Source organism: Amycolatopsis pigmentata, assembly GCF_042684065.1.
Taxonomy (GTDB): Bacteria; Actinomycetota; Actinomycetes; order Mycobacteriales; family Pseudonocardiaceae; genus Amycolatopsis_E; species Amycolatopsis_E pigmentata.
The window spans coordinates 132,633-154,723 of record NZ_JBHUKR010000002.1; the positions used below are offsets into that span (position 1 = coordinate 132,633).

Below are 22,091 nucleotides of genomic sequence, written 5' to 3' on the forward strand. Positions count from 1 at the left end.
CTTCCAACTAAGCCTTCAAGGCCCCCGAGAAATCGTGGAGGTGCCACAATGCGGATCCCTCGATCGTTCCCGCGGATGGCCGCCCGCTGCGCGGTCACCGCCGGTGTGTGCTGCCTGGTCCGGCTCGCCTCGGCGCACGTGACTGCGCACAGCCCCGACCAGCCCACCCAAGGCGGCGCCGCAGAAATCATCTTTCGGGTCCCCAACGAGCAGAAATCCGCCGGCACCGTCAAGTTTGAGGTCGATTTCCCCCTGACGACGCTGGTTTCCACTGCCGACATCAAGCCGGTGACCGGCTGGACCGGACCAGTCACCACCACCAAACTCCCCCAGCCTGTGGCCATGGGCACCTTCACCGTCAACACCGACGTCCAGTCGACCACCTGGACAGCCCGGCACCAGGATCAATCCCGGCGAATTCCAGGAATTCACCATCGCCGCCGAGGGCCTGCCCACCAATACCGGCAGACTGGTCATGCCTGCCGTCCAGACCTACGACAACGGTGACGTCGTGCACTGGGACCAATCCCCGCAGTGCATGCGGTAGCGAAAGAATTCCTCCTCGGACCGCGCCGCGGTCAAACCGCCAGTTCGACGGAACTGGCGGAAATGCGGATGCCGCCGCGCGACGCGTTCTTCGCCAACGCCGACCACGTCCCCTTCACCCACAACCTGGCGGCGCCAGGATTCCTGCCATACCGGCGTTTACTGCTCGTCATCCGCATGTCGCACTCAATTGGCCGTGCGGAAGGTCCCCCGGTAGGTGGCCGGCGAGACCCCTGCCGACCGCCGGAGGTGAGTCCGCAAGGATGCTGCCGTTCCAAAGCCGGCACGTACGGCGACCTCCTCGATGGACAGGTCGGTGGTTTCGAGCATGCGCTGCGCGGCGCGGGTTCGCTGCTGGGTGAGCCAGGCACCAGGAGTCATCCCGGTCTCGGCTCGAAATCGTCGATTGAAGGTCCGCACGCTCATGCGTGCGCGACCCGCGAGGTTCTGAAGGGTGATGCGTTCAGCGAGATGAGTCGAGGCCCACGCGCGGACATCGCTCGTCGATTGTCCACTTTTCTCGGGCAGTGGGATGTCGATGAATTGAGCCTGACCACCGTCCCGCCAGGGTGGCACGACCAGGTGCCGGGCCACGTGGTTCGCGACCTGGGCGCCGTGCTCACTCCGGATCAGGTGGAGACACAGATCAATCCCGGCGCTGAGCCCCGCTGACGTGCAAACATCGCCGTCGTCGACGTAAAGAACCCTTGGGTCGAGCGCGACCTTTGGGAAGAGCCGCCGGAAGTCGCCCGCGAAGTTCCAGTGGGTCGTGGCAGCGCGACCATCGAGGATCCCCGCCGCTGCAAGCACGAATGCCCCGGTACAGATGGACGCCAGCCGGGCAGCGGGAAGCCGGCGTGCGAGCGCTGAACGGAGATCGTCTGGGAGGTGTCCTTCGCGACGTATCCCTGGATGGTGTGTCCCCGGCACGATCACCAGATCCGCGTCGTCGATCAACCGTTGATCGCCGTGCGAGCCAAGGTCATAGCCGTGGACAGTCGACACCGCCTGCCCGCCAACGCTGGCCAGGCGTACGTCGTACAGCGGCCTGCCGTCGGTGCCCGAGGCCAGGCCCAGCACCTGGCTCGGGATCACCGCGTCGTAGGCGACAACGGGTCCGACCAGCAGTACGACGACACGGTGCAGGGACATGGCCAAATCCTTTCACAGAATGGCATCAGTGCCACTCGCGACCGATGAAGCGGTGCCCGAGACTTGAACCGACCGAACCAACACCTCACGCGCAAGTCCCGAAGGGAAAGCCATGACCAGCCACGACCAGTCCGCGCGGAGCGTGGGAATTCTTGCCTTCGACTCGATGGAGATCCTGGACTACGCCGGCCCCTACGACGTGTTCAATGTCGCCAACACGATCAGCGGCAAGCCGACGTTCTCCGTCCACGCCATCGGCGTAAAGCCGGGACCCATCGTCGGCCGAGGCGACTTTGCGGTACTGCCCCCGACCACCATCACGGAGTGCACCCCACCCGACATCCTTATCGTCCCGGGCGGACCGGGTACGGGCCCCCTCGTCAAGGACACCGAGGTCATCGATTGGGTTCGCTCGGCCGCCGAAAACGCCGAACTCGTCGTGTCCGTATGCACCGGCGCTCTGGTCCTCGCAGCCGCCGGACTTCTCGAGAACCGACCCGCGACAACACATCACTGGGCATTCGAGGAACTCCAGTCACTGACTCCGTCCACGACCATCATCCGCGACCAGCGCTTCGTCCAGAGTTCGGAAAAGATCTGGACCTCGGCAGGCATCTCGGCCGGCATCGATCTAGCCCTGCACTTGGTCGACCAACTGACCGGCACACCAGTGCACGACAAGGTCATCGCCATGTTGGAGTGGGGCTGGTGATACGCCCCGAGCCCACCGCCAGCCCTTCGATTTCGACGCTCGGGCGTTGGTTCCGCGGCACTGCCGCGCGAGAACCGCTGGCCGGCGCCTGACTCAGTCCCGCATCTGCCGCAGCAGCACCCGGGGTCGCCCGTCAACCGGATCGGAGACGACGCTGCCGTCCACCGCGAACACGTCCCGGAAGACCGCCGGGGTGAGCACTTCGCCGGGCGGCCCCGCGGCGGCGACCGTGCCCGCCTTCAGAGCGACGATCGTCGTGGCGTGCTGGGCCGCGAGGTCCAGGGTGTGCAGTGCCGCCACGACGGTGACCCCCAGCGACGCCACCAGGCTCAGTGCGGAGATTTGGTGCGCCGGGTCGAGGTGATTCGTCGGCTCGTCCAGCACCAGCAGCTCCGGTTGCTGGGCCAGTGCCCTGGCCAGCAGCACGCGCTGCCGTTCCCCACCGGACAATGTGGACAGTGGCCGGTCCGCAAAGGCGGTCGCGCCGGTGCGCTCCAGTGCCTCCGCCACGACCGCCTCGTCGCCCGCGGTGAGCCGGTCGAACGCGCCAAGGTGCGGGTACCGGCCGAGCCGGATCGCCTCGCGCGCAGTGAAGTCGTAGCCCCCGGACTGGTCCTGGCCGAGCACCCCGACCCGGCGCGCGACATCGCGGTGCCGGGCCGTCCATGCGTCCTCGTCTCCGAGCAGCACGGCCCCCGCGCGGGGCCGCAGCGCCCGGTAGACGGTCTTGAGCAAAGTGGACTTGCCACTGCCGTTCGGGCCGACCACCGCGACAAACTCGCCCTTCGCGATCGTCAAGGTGACATCGCGGACGGCCGGCACGTCCGTGTAGCCCGCGGTGATGCCGTCGAAGACCAGTTTCACGACAAGCCCACCGTTCCCGACGCGCTGCGGCGCAGGACGACCAGGAACAACGGCACGCCCACCGCAGCGGTGAGGATGCCGATCGGCAGCTCGGTCGGGGCCAGCACCAGCCGTGCGGCGGTGTCGGACCAGACGATCATGAGCGCGCCCAGCAACGCCGTGACTGGCAGGGCACGGCGATGGTCGGCGCCGACGAGCAGGCGGGTCAGGTTGGGCACGATCAGCCCGATGAACCCGATACTGCCCGACACCGCGACGACGGTCCCGGTCAGCAGCGCGACCATGACCAGCAGCACCGCGCGAGCGCGAGCGGCGTCGAGGCCGAGTGCGGCCGCGCCGTCATCGCCCAGCACGAGCAGGTTCAGCCGTCCCGCCCCGGCCGCCGCCAGTACCATCAGCACCAGCACCACGGCCGCGCAGGTCAGCGCGAGCGGCCACTGGGCGCCGGCGAGGCTGCCCAGGATCCAGAACAGGATCTGCTGCTGCGCGTCGACGTCCTTGGTACGCAGCAACAGGAACGAGATGACGCCGGCCAGCAACTGGGCAACGGCGATACCGGTCATCACCATCCGGCCGGGCTGGATCCGGCCGGCGGTGCGCGAAACGCCGAACACCACCAGCGCGGTGACCACCGCGCCGCCGAACGCGGCCAGCGGCAGCGTGAGCAGCCCGGCGACACCGACGCCGAGGGTGGTCAGCACGAACACCGCCCCAACCCCGGCGCCGGAGGTGAGCCCAAGGATGAAGGGCTCACCCAGCGGGTTGCGGACCATCGCCTGGGTCAGCAGCCCGGCCACGGCCAGCCCGGCGCCGACGAAAACGCCCTGCAGGACGCGCGGCACGCGCAAATTCCACACGATGAAGTCGAACGGTCCCGGCGCGCCGCGCCCGACAAGGTGAGCACCCACGATGGACGTCACCTCGCCGGGTGAGATGGACACCGGCCCGAGACCAACGGCGACCAGCGCGGACACGACGAGCGCTGCGGCCAACACAACCAGCACTACGGCGAGCGGGACCCCACCGAGCAGGCCACTGCCGCGAAGCCGGGACCCTCGCGCCACTATCACTTGTGGAGCGCTTCGGCGATCTTCGCGACAGCGTCGCCGTTGAGCACGCTCGGCGAAAGCAGAATACTCTGCGGCACCACGGCGAATCGGCCGTCGCGGACCGCGGTCGTGCCGGCCAGCACGGGGCTGCTGCGGATTGAGTTCAGCAGTTCGTCGTCGCTGCCTGGCGAGAACCCGGAGATCACGACGATCGCCTGCGGGTCGCGCTGCACGACCTCTTCGGCGCTCAGGCTGGCGAAGTCCTGCATGGCGTTCTCGGCGATGTTCCGGCCGCCGGCCAGGGTGATCGCGCCGTTGGCCAGACCGGTGCCACCCTGGGCCATCACCGGCTGCCCGGGAGCGGGTGGCGTCGACAGAGCGAGCACCCGCACTGGGGTCGCCGCCGCGCGCTTCGCCTTGTCGATCGACGCGGTGATCTGGGCGACCAGTTCGGCGCCATGCTGTTCGACGCCGAAGACCTTCGCCGTCTGCTGGATGAAAGTGGTCGTCGCGGACAGGTCCTTCACCGCGCCGTTGGCGGTGTCGCACGCGACAAGGGACTTGGCGCCCGCCTTGGCCAACTGGTCGACCGTCGGGGTGCCGTCGAAGCCGCCGAAACTGTAGCTCGAAATGCCCACCACGAGATCCGGCTTGGCGGCGATCACCGCCTCAGCGTTGCCCTGGCCCGGGTCCAGAACCGGGATCTTCGCCAGCTTCGCCGCCTCCTCCCCGGTGAAAGCCTTGAAGAAGTCCGGCGCGGCAGTGCCGACGATCCGGTCAGCGACCCCTAGGCGCTCCAGGATCGCCGCGGCGCCGCCGTCCATCGTGACGACCCGCTGTGGTGGCGCCGACAGTTGCGGAGGCTCGGGGCACGCCGGAGCCTGCGGATGCCCGCCCACGCTCATCGTGCTGGGCGGAAGCGACAACGGCGCCGCGGCCCGCGAGGCCGGGTCGGCGCTACCGCAGGCCGACAGTCCGAAAAGGACAGCAGCGGCCACAACCGTCCAACGTAATGCTCTCACCGGGTACTCCTCGGATTCAAACGACCTGTCAGAAACAGTGGTCGCACGGACGGGCAATCTGGTTCCCACCGTCTTCGAAAGTGCAGTGATTGAGGTCTTGGCCACTTCTCCGGAACTCACTCACACCAGTGACAACTTCTCGGTTCGAGCCCGACGTTCCAGGCCGTCCTGGACGACGTCCGCGGCTTGACGCCCGGCCGGACCCCCACACCCGACCAACATGGCTCCCCCCGCGCTGGACTTCGACGGCGCCACGGAGATCGCGATGCTGGTGCTGGCCGGTTTGGGTGCGGCCGCCAGCCCCCGCCACCGGCGGGCCGTCGGGTCCACCACATCCGGTAACCCAGCGCGATCAGGACCAGCGTGCCGAGAGCAAGCAGGGCCATGGCGATCTGGTTGGCAAGCCCGAGCAGGGTTCCGCTGTGCGCCTGGATCCCGAGTGTGGTGAGTTTGGCCAGCAGCGGGTAGCCCTGCCAGCCCAGCCGTGCGGTCACCTGCTGGGTGTAGGGGTCGACGGCGATGCTGTCCTTGCGTGAGGCTCCCGATATCGCCCAGGTGCAGGGTAGGGAATGGGCGGCTCGATCGGCACGGTCGACGAAGAGCTCGTGGGAATACAGCAGGTTGTCGATCTGCGGGGTGAACGCGTAAACCAGTCCGGTCAGACACAGGACGACGGTGAAGGGTGCGACGGCCAGCCCGGCCAGGAAATGCACGCGGCGGGCCAGCATCCACACCAGGGAGCCGGGCGGCGGCGACTTGCGGGTGCCGGCGTCAGGCCGGGCGGACAGGGCGTCGGGGTCGTCGCCCGGGGGCGATGTATCGGGAACGGTCGTAGTCATGACAAAACTCCACAAAGCATTGGGGTGATCTCACTGACTTTCAGGTGAGGTGACCGTGCTCGAAATGGGTGGGGACGAGTGCGGCTTTGGCAATGTTGCCGATTTTGCGGGGGCTGGCGGTGATGTGTTGCAGGGTGCGCCAGCGTCCGGTGAGGAGGGCGAATCCGCGTTCTCCGAGGGCGCGCAGGCCGCGGATCAGGGCGTTGTAGGTGCGATTACCGGTGGCGAGTTTGTAGCCTGGGGGTTGTTTGATCGGGGTGTGCACGCCGATGCCGGTGCCGTCGTAGCCGCTGTCGGCGAGCGTGGGCAGATTCAGTTGTGAGGCGGCCCAGTACAAGGCGCCGAGGACGTGATCGCGGGCGCAGGCGAGGTCGTGTGCCGAGCCGGGCTGGATGTCGGAGACCCATAGCGGGAATCCGTTGGGGTGGTGAGGGCTTGGATGTTGCCGCCTGGCTCGTGTGCGCTTAGCGTGGGTCGCATGGCCCGCCGGACGTCACACCAGCTGGCGGGCAACCTTCCGGCCGTCCTCACCAGTTTCGTGGGCCGCCGGGACGAGTTGTCCGAGGCACGGCATCTGCTGTCCACCACCCGGCTGCTGACCCTGACCGGCGTCGGCGGGGTGGGCAAGACGCGCTTGGCCCTTCGGGTGGCCAAGAACGTGCAGCGGTCCTTTCCCGACGGTGCGTGGTTCGTCGATCTCACCACTTTGAACGACGGCCTGTTCCTGCCCAGCACGGTGGCCGCAGCGCTCGGCCATCACGGTCCCGCGTTCTCCCAGGACGGCAAGGCACCCGTGGAGATACTGGCCGAGTCCCTTGTGGACAAGGAAATGCTCCTGATCCTGGACAACTGCGAGCATCTCCTCGAGCCCTGCGCGGCCCTCGCACACGGAGTACTGAGCACGGCACCCGGTGTGCGGATCCTGGCCACCAGCCGGGAGCCCCTGGGCGTGGCCGGTGAGCAGTTGATGACGGTCCTTCCACTGCCCGTGCCCGAGGTCGCGACAGCCGATCTGGACGTCGTGGAACCGGCGGTCGCCCTGCTCACCGAACGTGCCAGGTTGGTCGCGCCCAGGTTCGCGGTGACCCCGGAGAACAGGGACAGCGTGATCGCGTTGTGCCGGCGGCTGGACGGCCTTCCGCTGGCGATCGAACTCGCCGCGGTACGGCTTCGCATACTCTCCGTCGAACAGGTGACGGAGCGTCTCGATGACAGCTTCCGCCTCCTGACCACGGCGGACCCCACCGTGCCGCCGCGCAGGCAGACGCTCCGGGCGGCCATCGACTGGAGTTACCAGCTGTGTTCGCCGGAAGAACGGCGATTGTGGGCCTGGTCGTCGGTGTTTTCCGGCGGCTTCGACCTGGAAGCCGCCGAGGAGGTCTGTGCCGGCCCCGGCACAGCCCGCGACGACCTGGTCACCCTGCTGGGCGGGCTGGTCGACAAGTCGGTCCTGCTCTGCGAGGACCAGGGCCCGCACGTCCGGTACCGGCTGCTCGAATCGATCCGCGGTTACGGCCGAGAGCTGCTGGCCGAATCCGGTGAAGAGAAGACAGCACGTCGTCGGCATCGTGACTGTTACGGGCGCCAGGTGGCCGACGCGGAGGCGAACTGGGTGGGGCCGGACCAGGCGGAGTGGAGCCGGCGGCTGTGGCTCGAGGTGCCCAACCTCCGCGCGGCAATGGAATTCGCCTTGTCGGAACCGGGTGAAGCATGCCGGGCTCTCGAAATTGCCGGTTCCTTCTGGTGTCACCGATTCATGTGGAACTCCCTCCAGTCCGGCGTCCCCGAGGGCCGGTACTGGGTCGAACGGGCACTGGCCGCCGCCTGCCCCGGCCCCAGCCAAGCCCGCGCCAAAGCACTGTGGGTCAACGCCTGGTTCGCCCAGTCCGAGGGGCGTTGGGAGTCCGCCTCACGCCTTCTGGAGGAGTGCCGCGTTCTCGCCGAAAGTATCCACGACGACGCGGCCTCGACCGGGGTTTTGCAGTTGTCCGGTTTCGCCGCGCTGGCCCACCGCGATTACGAACTCGGAAAGTCGTTGGTGGGACAGGCACTGACGCGTTACCGCGCCGCCGGTGATCTGAACGGCGAGTGGTACGCCTTGCACCATCTCGCCCTCGCCAACGCCCTCGGCGATGACACCCCGGTGGAGGCCGTCGCCGAGGAATCCCTGGCGCTGGCGAGGAAACACCAGGCGCGATGGTCCGAATCGGTCGCGCTGTCGACTGCGGGCATCTGCGCGCTCCGTCTCGGCGATTCCCGGCGCGCCGCCCGGCTGATCAAAGACAGTCTCCGCCTGAAAAAGGTCTTCAACGACGATCTGGGCATCGGGCAATGCCTCGAAGTGCTCGCCTGGATCGCGCAGGCGGAGGGGCACGACGATCGGGGGGCACGACTGCTCGGCGCGGCGGAGGGCGTCTGGCAGATGATCGGGGGGCCGCGATGGCGCCAACCGATGCGACACTGGCACGATCACTGCGAGGCGGAGCTTCGCCAGGCGCTGGGGGACGATGCATTCGACAGCGCATTCCGCAGCGGCATGCGACTCGCACCCGATGACGTCCTCACCTTCGCCCTGCAGGAAACTCCCACGCGGGCACCGAGCCGATCCGCCGATCCCACGCACCTGCTCACCCGTCGCGAGAACGAAATCGCCGGACTGATCGCCGACGGCATGTCCAACAAGGGGATCGCCCAGACACTGGTCATCGCACCACGCACGGCGGAAAGCCACGTGGAGAACATCCTGAAGAAACTGGGCTTCACCTCGCGGTCCCAGATCGCCTCCTGGATGATCCGGCATCGCGTGCCCCAAGACGACAAGACCACGAAATAAGGCGGAACCGGCGATGGCCGGAGTGGGCTCGTCCGGCGAGACCGAGGTGCCCCAGCGTACTTGTCAGCGTCCGCGCAGAAATTCTTCCAGACCTTGGTACCCACGGCCCACCGGGACCAAACCCGGCAAAGGGTGACCTTTCGGGTGGACATCGCCGCCCCCGGGTACCGCCCGGTCAGATCATTCCGGCGCGCATGGCGTGCGCGACCGCGTGGGAACGCGGATTCGAACCGAGCCGATCCATCAGGCCGTACAACACGTTCCGCACCAGTCCCTCGGAATACGCGAGCTGCCTTGCGATCTCCTCGGTCTGGTATCCCTCCGCGCCCAACTCCAGTACGTCGCGCTCGCGGTATCGAGCCCGGTCAACGTGAGGCCCTGGGCCCGAGGACCTCCGCCCGCAACCGGGCCACTTGCACCAGAAACGCTCCCTAGCAGCGCTGCCTCCGTCGCTCGTGGAGCCCGCGCCGTCCCCGCCACACTCGACGGGAAGCTCACTCGCCTGAGTTCGCCAGATCGAGCGTCAGAGCCAACGCGGAGTGGACAGTGAGGCCCGCTGTCCGCACAGAATAATCATATCGACACGCAACCACCGCGGCACGATGGGTGCGGCTGATCAATGGGCGCACCGACGGGAGTACTAGGTCTGGTGCGCCGGGCCGGTGATGGCAATGCTCTATTCCCCAATGCGGTGGACTGATCAGTAGACTTCGGGCAGGAGCACGTCCGCCGGCGGGTGCTCCGGGCGGTACTTGCCGGCTCGGGCGCCCTCGTGGATCTCATGCTGTGACAAGCCCTGCGCGCGGGCATCGGCGAGCTTGTCCGGATCGAACCACTCTCCGATCGGGTTTTCGGCGAATTCGCGGGCCGCCCACATCCACTCCTTGGATACCGCCCAGTCCCCGAAGGTGTCGAACTGGATCTCGACGCCGTTGCCCTCCGGGTCGGCGTAGTACATCGACATGGTGATGCCGTGGTCGAGGCACATGAACGGGGTGATCCCGCGGTCGCGCAGCCGGACGTAGTTGTCCAGCCACATGTCGAAGGTCGCGTACTCGAAAGCGGTGTGGTGCAAGCCGGCGCTGGTCGGCTTGTTCACCGGGCGGCTGATGGACGGGTGGGCGATCAGCGCGATGCGGTGGTTGGCCTCGTCGTTGGTCAGCCACGCGGCGGACTCGGCATAGTGGACGGGGACCAGGCCCGCCACGGTTCGATACCACTCGACCATCTCATCGAGCTTCAGCGTGAGGAAGGTCGTGTGGTGCAGCTTCGGTGCGATGATCGGAGTGTCGCGGTGATCGCGGGACATGACTACCTCCATGAGCGGCGGCAACGAGGGCAGTGGGCGGCGAGTCCTGCCTGTTCGGCCGGACCGAGAGCAGCCGGCGTGAGCCACAGCGCGACGTGAAGACCAGCGATCACGTCGCGCACCGAAAGAAGTTACATTCTAGTTTATAAGATGTCAAATTGACGGTAGGCTGTGCTGCTGGAGATACATGACACTGAACGGAGTGCTGCAGTGGACAGGCAACAAGGGGTACGGTCGGTCGCTTCCAGGAAGGCTTCCGCGGTCGACCTGGTCCTCCATGAGATCCGGCGCTCGATCCTCAGTGGCGCCCTGCCTCCTGGGCAACCCTTCACGGTGCCTGCGCTTACCGAACAGCTCGGGGTCAGTCATGTCCCGGTCCGCGAGGCGCTGCGTCAACTCGAGGCCCAAGGCCTGGTGATGCTGAGCCCGTCCCGCAGCGCGATCGTGACCCCGCTCGAACCGGCCGACCTCCGGTCGATCTACCGAGCGAGGATGATGCTGGAACCCGAGCTTGCCGCGCTGGCGGCCCCGGCCCGGACCGACGCCGAACTCGACAGCCTCGCCGAAATGGTTCGCACCACGTTTGACCAGGTGTTCGGCGAAGCGTTCTGGGAACCGCACCGTGCCTTCCATGCCGCTTTGCTCGAGCCCGCCGCCAGCGCGTGGGATCGCAGGATCCTGGCTCCCCTTTGGGACGCCTCGGAGCGCTATGCCCGGCTGGTTTTCGACCCGGTTGAGGAGCCAGAGGCGTTCGCCGCCCGCCGGAGCCAGGCGCACGACGAACTCGTCGGCGCCGCTCGTTCACGGGACCCCGAGAAGGTACGCGCCGCCGTGCTCGCGCACCTGGAGGGCAACCTGCAGACCATCCTGGCCGCGATGAGCCGCATAGGCGTAGCGGCTTCGGACGAGGTGGAAGCCACGGCCTGACCCGCACAGCGCGACATCCGCCCGACTGAAGCCCCGAATATTTGGCCCTCCACCGCCAGTCGTTGCGCGACGGTGCCCCACCGTGCTCCTGCGTCGACGCGGACCAGATGCCGGTCGCGGTCGAGGACATCGATCCCGTTGAGATGGGACAGGTCGATCACCAGGCCGCCGTTGTTGCTCGACCGGCCCCATGTCCCCCGCTGCGTATCGACAACGGGAACGACTCGTGCCGCGCTGCGGACAAAGCGATGACACCGGTCCAGGCGTCATCGGGAAACAGCCGACCGGAAGGACGAAAGGTTCGGGTATAGGTGCTGCACCAGGACGATAGCCGGGGTCGCTCGGGGCGGACGAGCAGACTGTCCAAAAGGGAGGGAAGCCGAAGCGTTCCGCCTGGAACCGTCGTCATGACAAGGCCTTGTTGATCGCCACTCGCGCGGCCGGGATGACTTCGGTGCCGAACAAGGCGATCTGCTCGGCATTCTCGTGTTGCAAGACGATGTTGACGGCGTCGAACCGCTCCTCGGCGACGAACTCGGCAATGATCTCACCCCACATTTCGGGCGTGGTCAGGATCGCCTGGCCGCCAGGACCCGAGCGAGGCCGCCGCGTCGTCATCGGGCGTGACGTCACACCTCCAACCAGCTGAATCACTCGCCGGATGTCCGTGGGACGCCGTCCTGCGTTGATCGCGGCCCGATCGATCCGGTCTTGCGCGGCAGGCTTGGTTTCGAAGCCAGTGCTCAGCGGGGCGATCCAGCCATCGGCACGACGACCGAGCAGGTCGAGCATGCGCGGGCCGGCGGCGCCAAGCCAGATGCCGATATCGTGCGCCGGCGCGGGTCCGGTTTCCGCTCGCAGCGTGAAGATCGAGCCGTTCAGATGGGCGCTCCGGTTCGGTGTCCACAGTGCACGCAGCACATCGATCGTCTCCTCGACCGCTGCCACAACTTCTCCCGGTGACCAGGTGGGTCCTCCCAGCCCCGCGATCTGCGGCCAGTTCCGCCCACCGCCCAATCCGAGTTCGAAGCGGCCGCCGGAAAGCAGGTCAAGGCTCGCGCTGGTCTTGGCCAGCATGGCCGGCGGGCGCAACGGAAGGTTCGCCACGTTGGGCACCAGGCGTAGCTGCTCAGTGTCGCCGATCAGTGCGCCCAGCAAGGCGAAGGTGTCCAGAAAGCCGGACACATAGGGATGGTCCTGAATCGAGACGTAATCGAAGCCGGTTTCCTCAGCGCTCAGCACGTTTTCCAGAAGCTGGCTGATGGCATCGGCGCTGGGCGTGATAAAGACACCGAACCAGACGGCATTGCGACCGGTGTCATGTTCTATGAGCACGAGGCCCTCCAACAGTCATTCGATCAACAGCGGTTCGACGGCGCAACCGATCCGTTTCGGACTCGCCATACGCCGCGCAGGCAGCTCGACACCAACCTGTCGTCCTCCGGCGCCGACATCGGCCCTGCACCACGAAGCCTATTGTCCTTACAAGTTATAGTATATCTTCTATCCTCGTGGTCCGCGCCACAGCTTCGCCCGAACTCAGGAAGGAGTCGTGATCTCGGCGCTCGCGGTTCGCCGCCGCTCCCCCAGCTACCTCGCCTCACACGAAGGGCGACGCGTCATGTCCAGACCGACCATTCTCAGCTTCGACCAGATCAAGGACGAACTGTTCACCCAGTGGGACATCACCGGCCACCAACTCAACCGCCACCTGCTCAGCATGTCCCTCACCGGAACCCCGGACGTGGTGGCCGACCTCATCACCTTCCCGCCGGGATTCGTGCACCACATGCATCGCCACCCGCACGCCGACCAGTTCGTCCTGCCCCTCAAAGGGTCGGTGCGGTTCGCCGGCGTGCCCGGCCGGTTCGTCGATCTCGCCCCCGGCCAATTGCTGGTCGTGCCGCGCAACAGCTGGCACGAGGTCCGCAACACCAGCGACGAAGACTGCCAGGTCTTTCACTTCTTCACCGGTGTAGGCGCCATCGAAGACATCGGATTCGAGCCCTGGGACTCCAGCGGGGCACCGGCCGAGTGATCGAGTGAGGCCGGCAGTCGTCACCACGAACAGGAAGGATCATCACCGTGCATGTCGCCATCATCGGCATGGGGAAGATGGGCAGCGCGGTCGCGCACCGGCTGCTTGACACCGGGCACACGGTCAGCGCGTGGAACCGCACACCGGGACGTATCGACCAACTCCTCCAGCGCGGTGTGCGCGAACTGCCTTCCCCCGACCTCGGTGACGAGTCGATCGAGGGCGTGCTGGTGTGCCTGGCCGACGACCGCAGCCTGCTCGAAGTAGCGGCCCCGCAAGGCAAATGCCGTCCGTCCTGGAAGCGCACGCTGGTGGCGTCGTCGGCGACCGTCTCGCCCGCCGCACTGGCAAAGTTGAACGACCTCTACGGAGACCGGTTCGTCGCGGCGCCGATCGTCGGCGCTCCACACGCCGTTCGGTCAGGCACGGCCACCTTCATCATCGGCGGCGGCTCGGCAGCCCGCTCCGGCTTCACGCCGGTTTGGGACCAGTTCGAAGGCCCGTGGGATGTGGGTAACGATCCGCACCGCGCGTCGGTCGTGAAACTACTGCACAACAATCTCCTGCTCAGTGAGCTTGCCGTCGTCGCCGAGACGGTGCGCGTAGGCCGACTCGCAGGCGTGGACGACACGACACTGAAAGCCATGCTGGAGGAGACGCCGATGCTGCCAGCCGGGCTACGCAACCGTCTCGACTCACTGTTCGATCCGGCACACCCGGGCTGGTTCACCAGCCCTCTCGCGGCGAAGGATCTCGGGCTCGTGCTCGGCCTGGCACCTGACGGCACGCGCCTGCCCGTTACCCAGGCGGCCCGGGAGTCCTATCTCCTGGCCGAGCGTGAGGGCTGGGACCAAGCGGACATCACAGCGGTCGTCGAACTCTGAAAGAGTCGTGCGGCTCGGCAAGATACGCACGCAAGCCGGGTCGTCGCTTCTCCCTGGCGGTCAGCTCGACAAGACATCCTTGACAACTCGCAGTGTGCCGAGTGCAATATATTGCATGCCGGTTCCGAGACATCGTGGCTTCATCGCCAAGTCGTTATTGCGGGAGGAGGCCTACCGGGCGCTTCGGGATGCCATCGTCGACGGCACGCTCGCGCCCGGTGAGCGGCTCCGCGATACCGACTTGGTGGCGTGGCTGGGCGTGAGCCGGACGCCGGTGCGCGAGGCACTCGCCCGCCTCGAGCAGACCGGACTGGTGCGGACGAAGCCCGGACGGCACACGATGGTCAGCCCGTTGGATTTTCGCGCGGTGCACGATGCCCAATCGGTCACAGCGGCGATGCACGAACTGGCTGTCCGCCAGGCCGTCCCGAACCTGTCCGCGGCCGAACTGGACGTGATGCGCGCGGCGAACGCCCGTTTGGCAGACGCGTTACGGAGCGGTGATGCGGCTGCGGCGATCGCCGCCGACGACGAATTCCACGGTGTTGCGGTTGCGGCCAGCGCCAACCAAGCCGTCGGTACCGTTCTTGAACAGTTCCTTCCTGTGCTGCGCCGGGCGGAGCGGTTGCGCTTCTCCTCCTTGACCGGGCGGGCCTCGGTCGCACAACATGCCCGCATCATCGAACTCTGCGCGGCCGGCGATGCCGAGGGCGCCGCCGCCTCGACACGCGAGAACTGGTTGACCCTGGCCGCGTTGCTCGACACCCAGCTGTCCGATGCCGCAGACGAAGAACCTCAGGAGGGCTGACGACCAGCATCACCATCACGCACCAGTTGGGTGGTACTCCCGACAACCCCAGGAGGGTTCCATGCCTCTCGGTGACTTTGAGCGCTACCCGTTGCTGTTCGGTCCGAGCCCTGTACATCCGTTGGAACGCCTCAGCGAGCATCTGGGTGGTGCGCGGATCTGGGCCAAGCGGGAAGACTGCAACAGCGGGCTGGCTTATGGCGGGAACAAGACCCGCAAGCTCGAGTACCTCGTGCCTGATGCCCTCCAGCAGGGTGCGGACACGCTGGTCAGCATCGGCGGGGTGCAGTCGAACCACACTCGACAGGTCGCCGCGGTGGCCGCACGGCTGGGGCTGAAGGCAGTGCTGGTCCAAGAGAGCTGGGTCGATTGGCCGGATGCAGTCAACGACAAGGTCGGCAACATTCTGCTGTCGCGCATCCTGGGCGCCGACGTTCAACTGGTCGACGCTCGTTTCGGCATCGGTTTCAAGGACAGCTGGAACGAGGCGCTTGAAGACGTGCGTCGGCGGGGCGGGTTTCCGTATGCGATACCGGCTGGTGGATCGGACCACCGCCTGGGCGGTCTCGGCTTCGCGCAGTGGGCCCACGAAGTAGAGGCGCAGGAGCATCAACTCGGCATCTTCTTCGACACCATCGTCGTGTGCAGCGTCACCGGCAGCACCCAGGCCGGGATGATCGCAGGCTTCGCCGGCCAGGACCGACCTCGCCGGGTGATCGGCATCGACGCGTCCGCGAAGCCCGCGCAGACCCGCGCACAAGTGGAAAAGATCGCCCGCAACACTGCTGAACTCATCGGACTGCGGCGGGACCTGAAGGAAGACGAAATCACGGTGCTGGAAGGCTGGGCCGGTGATCTCTACGGTATTCCCGTTCAGTCCACTGTGGAAGCCATTCGGCTCACGGCAAGCCTGGAAGGCGTGATCCTCGACCCGGTCTATGAAGGCAAGTCCATGGCGGGACTCATCGACCTGGTTCGCAACGGCGACATTCCCAACGATTCCAACGTGCTCTACACGCACCTCGGCGGCCAGCCAGCGCTGAACGCCTACAGCGGAGTGTTCCATTGACATGGCTGAACCTGGACCGCTCACCGACGGCTTACGCCACGATCGCACCAGACCGTGGCTCGCCCACGCTCTTCCTGTCCCCCGTAAATCTCACCAGGAGCGCTCTGTCAACTCCGCGGGGCCTCGTCCAGGTCGCGCCGGGCCGGCAGGAAGTGGTGCTCGCCGACAGAGGCCGAAGAACATATCGCCTTGCCGATGAGCGCATGAACCGTACGACGAAAGGTGACGCCCGATAAAGGCACGCGTGAACATGTTCCGAGACGGCCGGTGCAGTGACCGGCGCTTGCCCTCGGCGGGACCGCCCAAGGGGCGACGGAAAGCCTGCTTCACTTGTTCGCAGGCGGGGTGTCAGGGCAGCCTCTCGGCATCTGGCCGAGTCGATCAGCCGGGTGACGCTGCTGCGTGGTGTGCGTTATTTACCGGGTCCTGACTGATCTATTCTCAGAGTGCTTCGCTTGGGCGACTTCGGGGACCATACAACACTCCTACTTTGCTCCACGTGACACGACTGTCCATGCCTTCACCCCGGCGAAACAGGTTGTGGCAGCGTCCAGACGACGGTCTTCCAGCCGAGAAAATTTCCCGGTTCACTCATACGTGGGGCGGCCCGTTTGGGCAGTCCACACTGCGTCTTCGTGCACTCCTGTACCACGCCGTTGTCTCGGTTCGGGTCCGGTCATAGAATTTGGAGAGCTTCACTGAAGCCACGTGTTTACTGACGGACGCAAAAGGAAGGAAAATTTTGCTGAGGAAAATCGCTGCGGGTGGCGCGATCGTCGGCGCTTCGCTCGCTCTGTGCATACCAGCCGCCCTGGCCGCCCACAACGGTCCCGTTTCCGGCCATTCCAGTTTTGGCACCGCATCCGTTCTGGACGGTCCTCCCGGCGGCGGTCCCCAGGGCGGCAGCGGAGCGCCGCCGCCCCCGCAGGGCGGAGGCGGCCCCGGACACGGCGTATAACCTACTGCCGCCTTTTCATGCCCGGTGTCCCCATGACAGGACACCGGGCATTTCATTTCCGCGCATCGAATTCGACGACGAAAGCTTGTTCGCCCGCCCCTAAGGGCACCGACCTTTCCCGCTGGAGCCCCACCCAACTCGCTGCCGTCGCCATCGCGCTCAACAATTGTCCACGCAAGACACGCAGTCGGAAGGCGTCGGCCGAAGCACTCAACGAGCTACTCTCACATCAGACTGCCGTCTGATGTGAGCTGCCCCGCGTTTTCGCGGACAGGCATTGCAGTCTACTTTATGCGGCGACTTGTCCGCTCAAGTACTCGTTTAAGAGCGTGTCTTACGTGGTGATCAGCTGGTCTTCTGCGATGATCTCGGCTCGTGATTGATCGATTGTCGTTGAGGTTGGTGCCGGATGAGTTGTGGGCGCTGGGCGAGCCATTGATCCCGGAGTTCACGCCGCGGCCGCAGGGCGGCGGGACGGCGCCGTAGTCGGCGCGTGCGGTGTTCACAGCGGTCGTGTATGTGCTGACTAGCGGGTGCGCGTGGCGGGACCTGCGGCCGTCGTTTGGAGTGCCGGTGCAGACTGCGCACCGACGCTTCGGGCGATGGACCGAGGCTGGGCTGTGGCGCGACCTCCACCGTGCCCTGCTCAACGAACGGGGCAGCGAAGGTCTGATCGACTGGTCCCCCGCGATCCTGGACGCAGCGAGCGTGCGGGCGAAAAAAAGGGGATCTTTGACCGGGCCCAGCCCCGTCGATCGGGGCAAACCCGGATCGAAGGTCCACGTGCTGTCCGAACGAGGAGGCTTGCCGCTGTCGATCGGCGTCTGGGCGGCCAACACCCACGACAGCGAGGCACTCAAGCCGCTGGTCAACGCCATCCCCACGATCCGCTCCCGCCGCGGCAAACCACCGAAACTCCACGCGGACAAGGCCTATGACATCCCTGCTTTTGCGCGTCTGGTTGCGCCGACGCGGAATCATCCCACGCATCGCCCACAAAGGCATCGAATCCTCCGAAAGCCGACGTCGACGAGCGCGGTGACGTAAGCCTCGCCCTCTTCGCGCAGCACGTCCTGCTCGGCGGTCACGACAATCACCGGCGCCACACCGCGCAGATCGTCCGCGCGCAGGGGGACGCGTCCGGACGGAGGCGACCGGCCCGGGGCGGGCAGGTAGTGGTCCCAGTACCAGCGCATGGTCCGGCGGTCGACCATCAGCTGGTTGGCCGGGTCGAGATAACCGCATTTTCAGGAAGTCCCGGCTGGCATAGTCAAGCGTCACGACACACCTCGCCCCGAGGTGCGCCGCACGGCACGGCAGTCTCCCAGAATCGGGCAGCCTCGTTGCCGGGGACAGTCGTCCCGCTCATGACGCGCTCCTTGTCTCTCTTTTGCCGGCGAGGTCCGAAATCGCCCGATGGCGAATGCCCCGGCGGTGATCGACAGTGTGGCTCACCGCACGGACAGCGCGCACACTTTGTGCCGGATCAGCACGGCGGCACCGGTCGAGCGCATCACCACTCGCGCGACGGGCGAATCCCATCGGGTCGTCGCCGTTGCCATTTCGGCACGGATTCTGGTTCTTCGATGGCCGGTGTCTGCAGTGTGGAAATCGTGACTTCGAGCGAAAGTGTGGACGTGGTCGTCGTCGGGGGTGGCCCGGCTGGGCTGTCGGGAGCGCTGACGCTGGCCCGCGCCCGACGTACCGTCGTAGTGCTCGACGACGGGCATCCGCGCAACGCTTCTGCCGCGGGAGCGCACGGGTTCCTCTCCCGCGACGGGATTGGCCCGACCGAGCTGCTCGCGATCGGGACGAAGGAGGTAGAGCGCTACGGCGCCCGAATCGTGTCGACACGGGCTGTCGCCGCGCGGGCGGATGCCGACGGGTTCACGGTACGGACCCGCGAGGGCGGCACCTGCCACGCCCGTCGGCTGCTGATCGCCACCGGCCTGACCGACAAGCTTCCGGAAATCCCGGGCCTGCGCGAACGGTGGGGTCACGACGTGCTGCACTGCCCTTATTGCCACGGCTGGGAAGTCCGGGACCAGCACCTGGGCGTAATCGGCTCAGGGCCGGGCGCGTATCACTCGGTGTCGCTGTTCCGGCAGTGGAGCGACCGGATCACCTTCTTCGGCCACACCGGTCCCGGGCCGGGCGACGAGCAGCGTGAGCAGTTTGCCGCGCTGGGGGTGGAGATCGTGGCAGGCGAAATCGAAAGACTGGACATCGCCGGGAACCGGCTCCGCGGAGTTCGCCTGCTCGGCGGAACCATCGTGGACCTCGACGCGATCGTCGTCGCCCCCCGCTTCGTCGCCAACTCCGACATCCTGTCCGGGCTCAGGCTTTCCGCCACCGACCACCCGTGGGGCATCGGGACGCATATCCCCGCCGGCCCCGGCGGGACCACGTCAGTACCCGGAGTCTGGGCGGCGGGCAACATCACCGACCCCACCGCGGGCGTCGTCCAGGCGGCCGCCGCCGGCGTCACGGCGGCGGCCGGAATCAATATGGACCTCATTACCCATGACCACGAGCGTCGGCTCCAGCGGCATCGTGCGCGGACCCATTCCGGACGGTGATCTCGTGTTTCCTGAACGTCCGATGAGTGTGTCATACACCGCGACCTTGCCGGTACGCGACCAGACCGTGCTGTTCTTGTCCGGCCTGCTGCGCGCCGAACGCATGCGGCGCGGTACCCGCACGGGCAGTTGGGCTCTGACGCCGTTCAAGCAGGCGATCCTGGTGCTGCGCTGGTTTCTCGATGGCGCCCGGGTGCGGCAGTTGGCGGTCGATAACGCGATCGGCGAGTCCACCGTGTACACCTATCTGGACGAGGGATTCACGGTTCTCGCCGCGCAGGCGCCCGCGCTGGAGTCAGCGTTGCTGGCCGCGAAAATGACCGGGAACAGCCACATTTCCATCGACGGCGCCCCGATCGAAACCGACCGGGTCCGCACCCCCGGGCCCACCGCCGGCGTAGACCTGTGGTGGTCGGGCAAACACGCCAGTCATGGCGGGAACGTGCAGGTCATCACCGCTCCCGACGGCTGGCCCCTCTGGACCTCCGACGTGCGGCCCGGCCGCGAGCACGACACCCATCATCGCAGCCGCCACCAGCACAAACCGACTTTGAAATCAGCCTGGGTCAGACGCTGGCCCGCGATCTCGGGGCGTGGCCACCCGCCCAGGTCTGCGGACCGGTTGCACGTCTACCACGGCCACAAGCGTGAGCCGAAGGGGCTGGAGGCAGATTACATGCGGTTGCTGGGCGCGGTGCACACCGAGCTCCGCGCGCCGCTGATCGTGGTGTGAGACAACCTCAATCACCACATCAGCGCCACGATGCGCGCGTTCGTCGACGGCCATGACTGGCTGAGCGTGGTTCAACTGCCGGCCTACGCGCCGGAGTTGAACCCGACTGAGGGCGCGTGGTCACACGTCAAACGCGGCCTGGGCAACCTGGCCGCGTGCAGCCATCGACCAACTCGCCGCGACCGTGCGGAGCCGACTCAAGTCCATACAGTACCGACCAGGGCTCGTTGATGGGTTCATCGCCGAGACTGGTTTGGTGCTCCAACCCAACCTCCATGATCGCCCCGACTATTCAGTCTCGGTAAAGTCCAACCTATCGCCGTCGCATTCGTTGAAGGGATAACACCATGTCGACCTCGCCCGCCGCCGTCTTCGACCGACTCAGTGATCCCAATCCGCCGACGGATACGCCCGTCCTGTTCGGCACCGCGATCGTCATCGGCAGCAGCGTCGCCGGGCTGCTGGCGGCCCGCGTGCTCGCCGACCACGCCGAGACGGTGATCGTCATCGAGCGCGACGACCCCGGCACGAGCAGCGAACCGCGGGCCGGGGCGCCACAGGGCAACCAGATCCACGTGCTGCTGCCCGGCGGGCTCCGGCAACTGGAACGGTGGTTTCCCGGGTTCGCCGAGCAGGCGCTGGCCGACGGCGCGCGCCCGGCGCCCGCGTCGATCCGGCACAACTACGTGGACGGCGTGCGCAAGGTCAGCGGCTCGCAGGCGATGATGATCACCGGTAGCCGCCCGTTCCAGGAGGCGCAGATGCGCCGACACACGCTCGCACTGCCCAACGTGAAGGCCATCATCGGCCGGGCCACCGGCGTGCAGTTCGACGGCGACGCCGTGACCGGCGTGCGGGTGCAGACCGACGGCGCGGAGACCGTGGAGCGGGCGGACTTCGTGGTGGACGCGATGGGGCGGTCCAGCAGGCTCAGCGAGTGGCTAGAGCAGGGCGGCTGGCAGCGGCCCGCGATCCGGCGAATGACCGTCGACCTCAACTACGCCACCGCTGCCTTCCGTCGCAACGGCGACGGGCTAGACGTCAACGCCCTGCTGGCCGTGCGCTCGCCGGAGCTGTCCGCGGACGTCGCGGGCGTGGCGATCAGCCAGATCGAGCGGGACCGGTGGCTGGTGATGGCCGGCGGCTACGCCCAACACCGGCCGGGCCGGACCACCGAGGACCTGATCACCTTGTGCCGCACCGAGTTCCCGCCCGAGTTCGGCCAGGTGGTGTCGAACGAAGTCGTCGAGGACGTGCGGACCTACCGGCACGCCGACAGCCGGCGTCGCGACTTCCATCTGCTCCAGCGGATGCCGGCGCGGCTGGTCGCGGTCGGCGACGCGGTCGCCTCGTTCAATCCCATCTACGGCCAGGGCATGTCGTCCGCGACGCTGCACGCCTCGTGCCTGTCCGAGTTCCTGCGCTCGCGGCCCGACCTGTCGAAGCCGGCGCGTGGCTTCTTCGAGTTGCAGAAGGTCGTCGTGGACGCCGCGTGGTCCATCTCCACCGGGGCCGACCTCGCGCTGCCGCACGTCGACGGGCCGTACCCGCGCTTCTACAAGGTGCTCCAGTGGATCAACGGCCAGATCACCGCCGCCTCCGTGCACGACAGCGATATCTGCCGGCGCTTCGACGAGGTCACCTTCATGCTCAAGCACCCCAGCACATTGGCGAGCCCGGCGGTGCTGCTCCGTTCGATCCTGGTAAACCTGCGGGCGAAGAAGAAGGCGTGACGCCGGAGTCGACGCTGGCCGCCCACCGGGCCACGC

General features: G+C 66.8%; 21 protein-coding genes and 4 pseudogenes. 14 read left to right on the forward strand and 11 right to left on the reverse strand.

What is annotated here, in order from left to right; translation table 11 throughout:
- Nucleotides 1–75: 75 nt before the first annotated feature.
- Nucleotides 76–387, forward strand: a pseudogene (locus ACFSXZ_RS01045) (DUF1775 domain-containing protein); the annotation flags it as partial.
- Nucleotides 388–448: 61 nt separating this feature from the next.
- The gene (locus ACFSXZ_RS01050; protein ID WP_378260359.1) at nucleotides 449–547 is read left to right on the forward strand and encodes a DUF1775 domain-containing protein; all 99 of its coding nucleotides are present in this window, start codon (nucleotides 449–451) and stop codon (nucleotides 545–547) included.
- A 185-nt stretch (nucleotides 548–732) separates the two neighbouring features.
- Here ACFSXZ_RS01050 and ACFSXZ_RS01055 read toward each other — a convergent pair whose 3' ends face one another.
- On the reverse strand, nucleotides 733–1,698 hold the full coding sequence (locus ACFSXZ_RS01055; protein WP_378260206.1) for a GlxA family transcriptional regulator: 966 nt from the start codon (nucleotides 1,696–1,698) through the stop codon (nucleotides 733–735).
- Nucleotides 1,699–1,810: 112 nt separating this feature from the next.
- On the opposite strand from ACFSXZ_RS01055, the gene ACFSXZ_RS01060 reads away from it, so the two are divergent.
- Entirely contained in the window at nucleotides 1,811–2,410 is a 600-nt protein-coding gene (locus tag ACFSXZ_RS01060) for a DJ-1/PfpI family protein (protein WP_378260208.1), read from the forward strand.
- Between the two features lie 93 nt (nucleotides 2,411–2,503).
- Here the strand turns inward: ACFSXZ_RS01060 and ACFSXZ_RS01065 are convergent, their stop codons facing one another.
- From ACFSXZ_RS01065 to ACFSXZ_RS01085, 5 genes are all read right to left on the reverse strand, one after another.
- On the reverse strand, nucleotides 2,504–3,274 hold the full coding sequence (locus tag ACFSXZ_RS01065; RefSeq protein ID WP_378260210.1) for an ABC transporter ATP-binding protein: 771 nt from the start codon (nucleotides 3,272–3,274) through the stop codon (nucleotides 2,504–2,506).
- Nucleotides 3,271–4,338, reverse strand: a complete 1,068-nt coding sequence (locus ACFSXZ_RS01070) for a FecCD family ABC transporter permease (protein ID WP_378260212.1) — start codon at nucleotides 4,336–4,338, stop codon at nucleotides 3,271–3,273. The genes ACFSXZ_RS01065 and ACFSXZ_RS01070 overlap by 4 nt, the downstream gene beginning before the upstream one ends.
- 2 nt (nucleotides 4,339–4,340) lie before the next feature.
- The gene (locus ACFSXZ_RS01075; protein WP_378260214.1) at nucleotides 4,341–5,345 is read right to left on the reverse strand and encodes an ABC transporter substrate-binding protein; all 1,005 of its coding nucleotides are present in this window, start codon (nucleotides 5,343–5,345) and stop codon (nucleotides 4,341–4,343) included.
- Between the two features lie 116 nt (nucleotides 5,346–5,461).
- Entirely contained in the window at nucleotides 5,462–6,184 is a 723-nt protein-coding gene (locus ACFSXZ_RS01080; RefSeq protein WP_378260216.1) for a PepSY domain-containing protein, read from the reverse strand.
- A 40-nt stretch (nucleotides 6,185–6,224) separates the two neighbouring features.
- Nucleotides 6,225–6,578, reverse strand: coding sequence for a transposase family protein (locus ACFSXZ_RS01085; RefSeq protein ID WP_378260361.1), 354 nt, complete (start codon nucleotides 6,576–6,578; stop codon nucleotides 6,225–6,227).
- 84 nt (nucleotides 6,579–6,662) lie between these two features.
- On the opposite strand from ACFSXZ_RS01085, the gene ACFSXZ_RS01090 reads away from it, so the two are divergent.
- A complete protein-coding gene (locus tag ACFSXZ_RS01090) occupies nucleotides 6,663–9,017 on the forward strand; it encodes a LuxR C-terminal-related transcriptional regulator (RefSeq protein ID WP_378260218.1) in 2,355 nt (784 codons plus the stop codon).
- 175 nt (nucleotides 9,018–9,192) lie between these two features.
- Here the strand turns inward: ACFSXZ_RS01090 and ACFSXZ_RS01095 are convergent, their stop codons facing one another.
- Nucleotides 9,193–9,348, reverse strand: a complete 156-nt coding sequence (locus ACFSXZ_RS01095) for a hypothetical protein (protein ID WP_378260220.1) — start codon at nucleotides 9,346–9,348, stop codon at nucleotides 9,193–9,195.
- Between the two features lie 369 nt (nucleotides 9,349–9,717).
- Nucleotides 9,718–10,326: a VOC family protein gene (locus ACFSXZ_RS01100; RefSeq protein WP_378260222.1), complete on the reverse strand. Its 609-nt coding sequence runs from the start codon at nucleotides 10,324–10,326 to the stop codon at nucleotides 9,718–9,720.
- Between the two features lie 210 nt (nucleotides 10,327–10,536).
- Between ACFSXZ_RS01100 and ACFSXZ_RS01105 the strand changes: the two genes are divergently transcribed.
- On the forward strand, nucleotides 10,537–11,253 hold the full coding sequence (locus ACFSXZ_RS01105) for a GntR family transcriptional regulator (protein ID WP_378260224.1): 717 nt from the start codon (nucleotides 10,537–10,539) through the stop codon (nucleotides 11,251–11,253).
- Between the two features lie 14 nt (nucleotides 11,254–11,267).
- Here ACFSXZ_RS01105 and ACFSXZ_RS01110 read toward each other — a convergent pair.
- Nucleotides 11,268–11,516 (reverse strand): annotated as a pseudogene (locus tag ACFSXZ_RS01110) (FAD-binding protein); the annotation flags it as partial.
- 142 nt (nucleotides 11,517–11,658) lie between these two features.
- The gene (locus ACFSXZ_RS01115) at nucleotides 11,659–12,588 is read right to left on the reverse strand and encodes an LLM class flavin-dependent oxidoreductase (protein WP_378260226.1); all 930 of its coding nucleotides are present in this window, start codon (nucleotides 12,586–12,588) and stop codon (nucleotides 11,659–11,661) included.
- Between the two features lie 286 nt (nucleotides 12,589–12,874).
- Between ACFSXZ_RS01115 and ACFSXZ_RS01120 the strand changes: the two genes are divergently transcribed.
- From ACFSXZ_RS01120 to ACFSXZ_RS01140, 5 genes are all read left to right on the forward strand, one after another.
- Nucleotides 12,875–13,291 carry a cupin domain-containing protein gene (locus ACFSXZ_RS01120; protein ID WP_378260228.1) on the forward strand — a complete coding sequence of 139 codons (417 nt, stop codon included), beginning with the start codon at nucleotides 12,875–12,877 and terminating at the stop codon, nucleotides 13,289–13,291.
- A 47-nt stretch (nucleotides 13,292–13,338) separates the two neighbouring features.
- A complete protein-coding gene (locus tag ACFSXZ_RS01125; RefSeq protein WP_378260230.1) occupies nucleotides 13,339–14,175 on the forward strand; it encodes an NAD(P)-dependent oxidoreductase in 837 nt (278 codons plus the stop codon).
- Nucleotides 14,176–14,182: 7 nt separating this feature from the next.
- Nucleotides 14,183–14,983 (forward strand): GntR family transcriptional regulator, encoded by an 801-nt coding sequence (locus ACFSXZ_RS01130; RefSeq protein ID WP_378260232.1) that lies wholly within the window; start codon nucleotides 14,183–14,185, stop codon nucleotides 14,981–14,983.
- Nucleotides 14,984–15,044: 61 nt separating this feature from the next.
- A complete protein-coding gene (locus ACFSXZ_RS01135) occupies nucleotides 15,045–16,052 on the forward strand; it encodes a 1-aminocyclopropane-1-carboxylate deaminase (RefSeq protein WP_378260234.1) in 1,008 nt (335 codons plus the stop codon).
- A gap of 1,477 nt (nucleotides 16,053–17,529) precedes the next feature.
- Complete coding sequence (locus tag ACFSXZ_RS01140; RefSeq protein WP_378260363.1) at nucleotides 17,530–18,057, forward strand: IS5 family transposase; 528 nt, start codon at nucleotides 17,530–17,532, stop codon at nucleotides 18,055–18,057.
- On the opposite strand, the gene ACFSXZ_RS01145 is transcribed toward ACFSXZ_RS01140, so the two are convergent.
- Nucleotides 17,988–18,224: an alpha/beta hydrolase fold domain-containing protein gene (locus tag ACFSXZ_RS01145; RefSeq protein ID WP_378260236.1), complete on the reverse strand. Its 237-nt coding sequence runs from the start codon at nucleotides 18,222–18,224 to the stop codon at nucleotides 17,988–17,990. The genes ACFSXZ_RS01140 and ACFSXZ_RS01145 overlap by 70 nt on opposite strands.
- A 399-nt stretch (nucleotides 18,225–18,623) precedes the next feature.
- Here ACFSXZ_RS01145 and ACFSXZ_RS01150 point away from each other — a divergent pair, with 399 nt between their 5' ends.
- The 4 genes and pseudogenes from ACFSXZ_RS01150 to ACFSXZ_RS01165 all read left to right on the forward strand — a co-directional run bounded on the left by ACFSXZ_RS01150 (nucleotide 18,624) and on the right by ACFSXZ_RS01165 (nucleotide 22,055).
- Nucleotides 18,624–19,589 (forward strand): NAD(P)/FAD-dependent oxidoreductase, encoded by a 966-nt coding sequence (locus ACFSXZ_RS01150; RefSeq protein ID WP_378260238.1) that lies wholly within the window; start codon nucleotides 18,624–18,626, stop codon nucleotides 19,587–19,589.
- 22 nt (nucleotides 19,590–19,611) lie between these two features.
- Nucleotides 19,612–20,112, forward strand: a pseudogene (locus ACFSXZ_RS01155) (transposase family protein); the annotation flags it as partial.
- Between the two features lie 222 nt (nucleotides 20,113–20,334).
- Nucleotides 20,335–20,553 (forward strand): annotated as a pseudogene (locus ACFSXZ_RS01160) (transposase); the annotation flags it as partial.
- Nucleotides 20,554–20,669: 116 nt separating this feature from the next.
- Nucleotides 20,670–22,055 (forward strand): FAD-dependent oxidoreductase, encoded by a 1,386-nt coding sequence (locus tag ACFSXZ_RS01165; protein WP_378260242.1) that lies wholly within the window; start codon nucleotides 20,670–20,672, stop codon nucleotides 22,053–22,055.
- Nucleotides 22,056–22,091: the final 36 nt, after the last annotated feature.

Bases quoted from the DNA above. Each gene is read 5' to 3' on its own strand.
- ACFSXZ_RS01055 (WP_378260206.1), bottom strand. From the start codon at position 1,698: ATGTCCCTGCACCGTGTCGTCGTACTGCTGGTCGGACCCGTTGTCGCC.
- ACFSXZ_RS01060 (WP_378260208.1), top strand. From the start codon at position 1,811: ATGACCAGCCACGACCAGTCCGCGCGGAGCGTGGGAATTCTTGCCTTC.
- ACFSXZ_RS01080 (WP_378260216.1), bottom strand. From the start codon at position 6,184: ATGACTACGACCGTTCCCGATACATCGCCCCCGGGCGACGACCCCGAC.
- ACFSXZ_RS01090 (WP_378260218.1), top strand. From the start codon at position 6,663: ATGGCCCGCCGGACGTCACACCAGCTGGCGGGCAACCTTCCGGCCGTC.
- ACFSXZ_RS01100 (WP_378260222.1), bottom strand. From the start codon at position 10,326: ATGTCCCGCGATCACCGCGACACTCCGATCATCGCACCGAAGCTGCAC.
- ACFSXZ_RS01120 (WP_378260228.1), top strand. From the start codon at position 12,875: ATGTCCAGACCGACCATTCTCAGCTTCGACCAGATCAAGGACGAACTG.
- ACFSXZ_RS01135 (WP_378260234.1), top strand. From the start codon at position 15,045: ATGCCTCTCGGTGACTTTGAGCGCTACCCGTTGCTGTTCGGTCCGAGC.
- ACFSXZ_RS01145 (WP_378260236.1), bottom strand. From the start codon at position 18,224: ATGGTCGACCGCCGGACCATGCGCTGGTACTGGGACCACTACCTGCCC.
- ACFSXZ_RS01165 (WP_378260242.1), top strand. From the start codon at position 20,670: ATGTCGACCTCGCCCGCCGCCGTCTTCGACCGACTCAGTGATCCCAAT.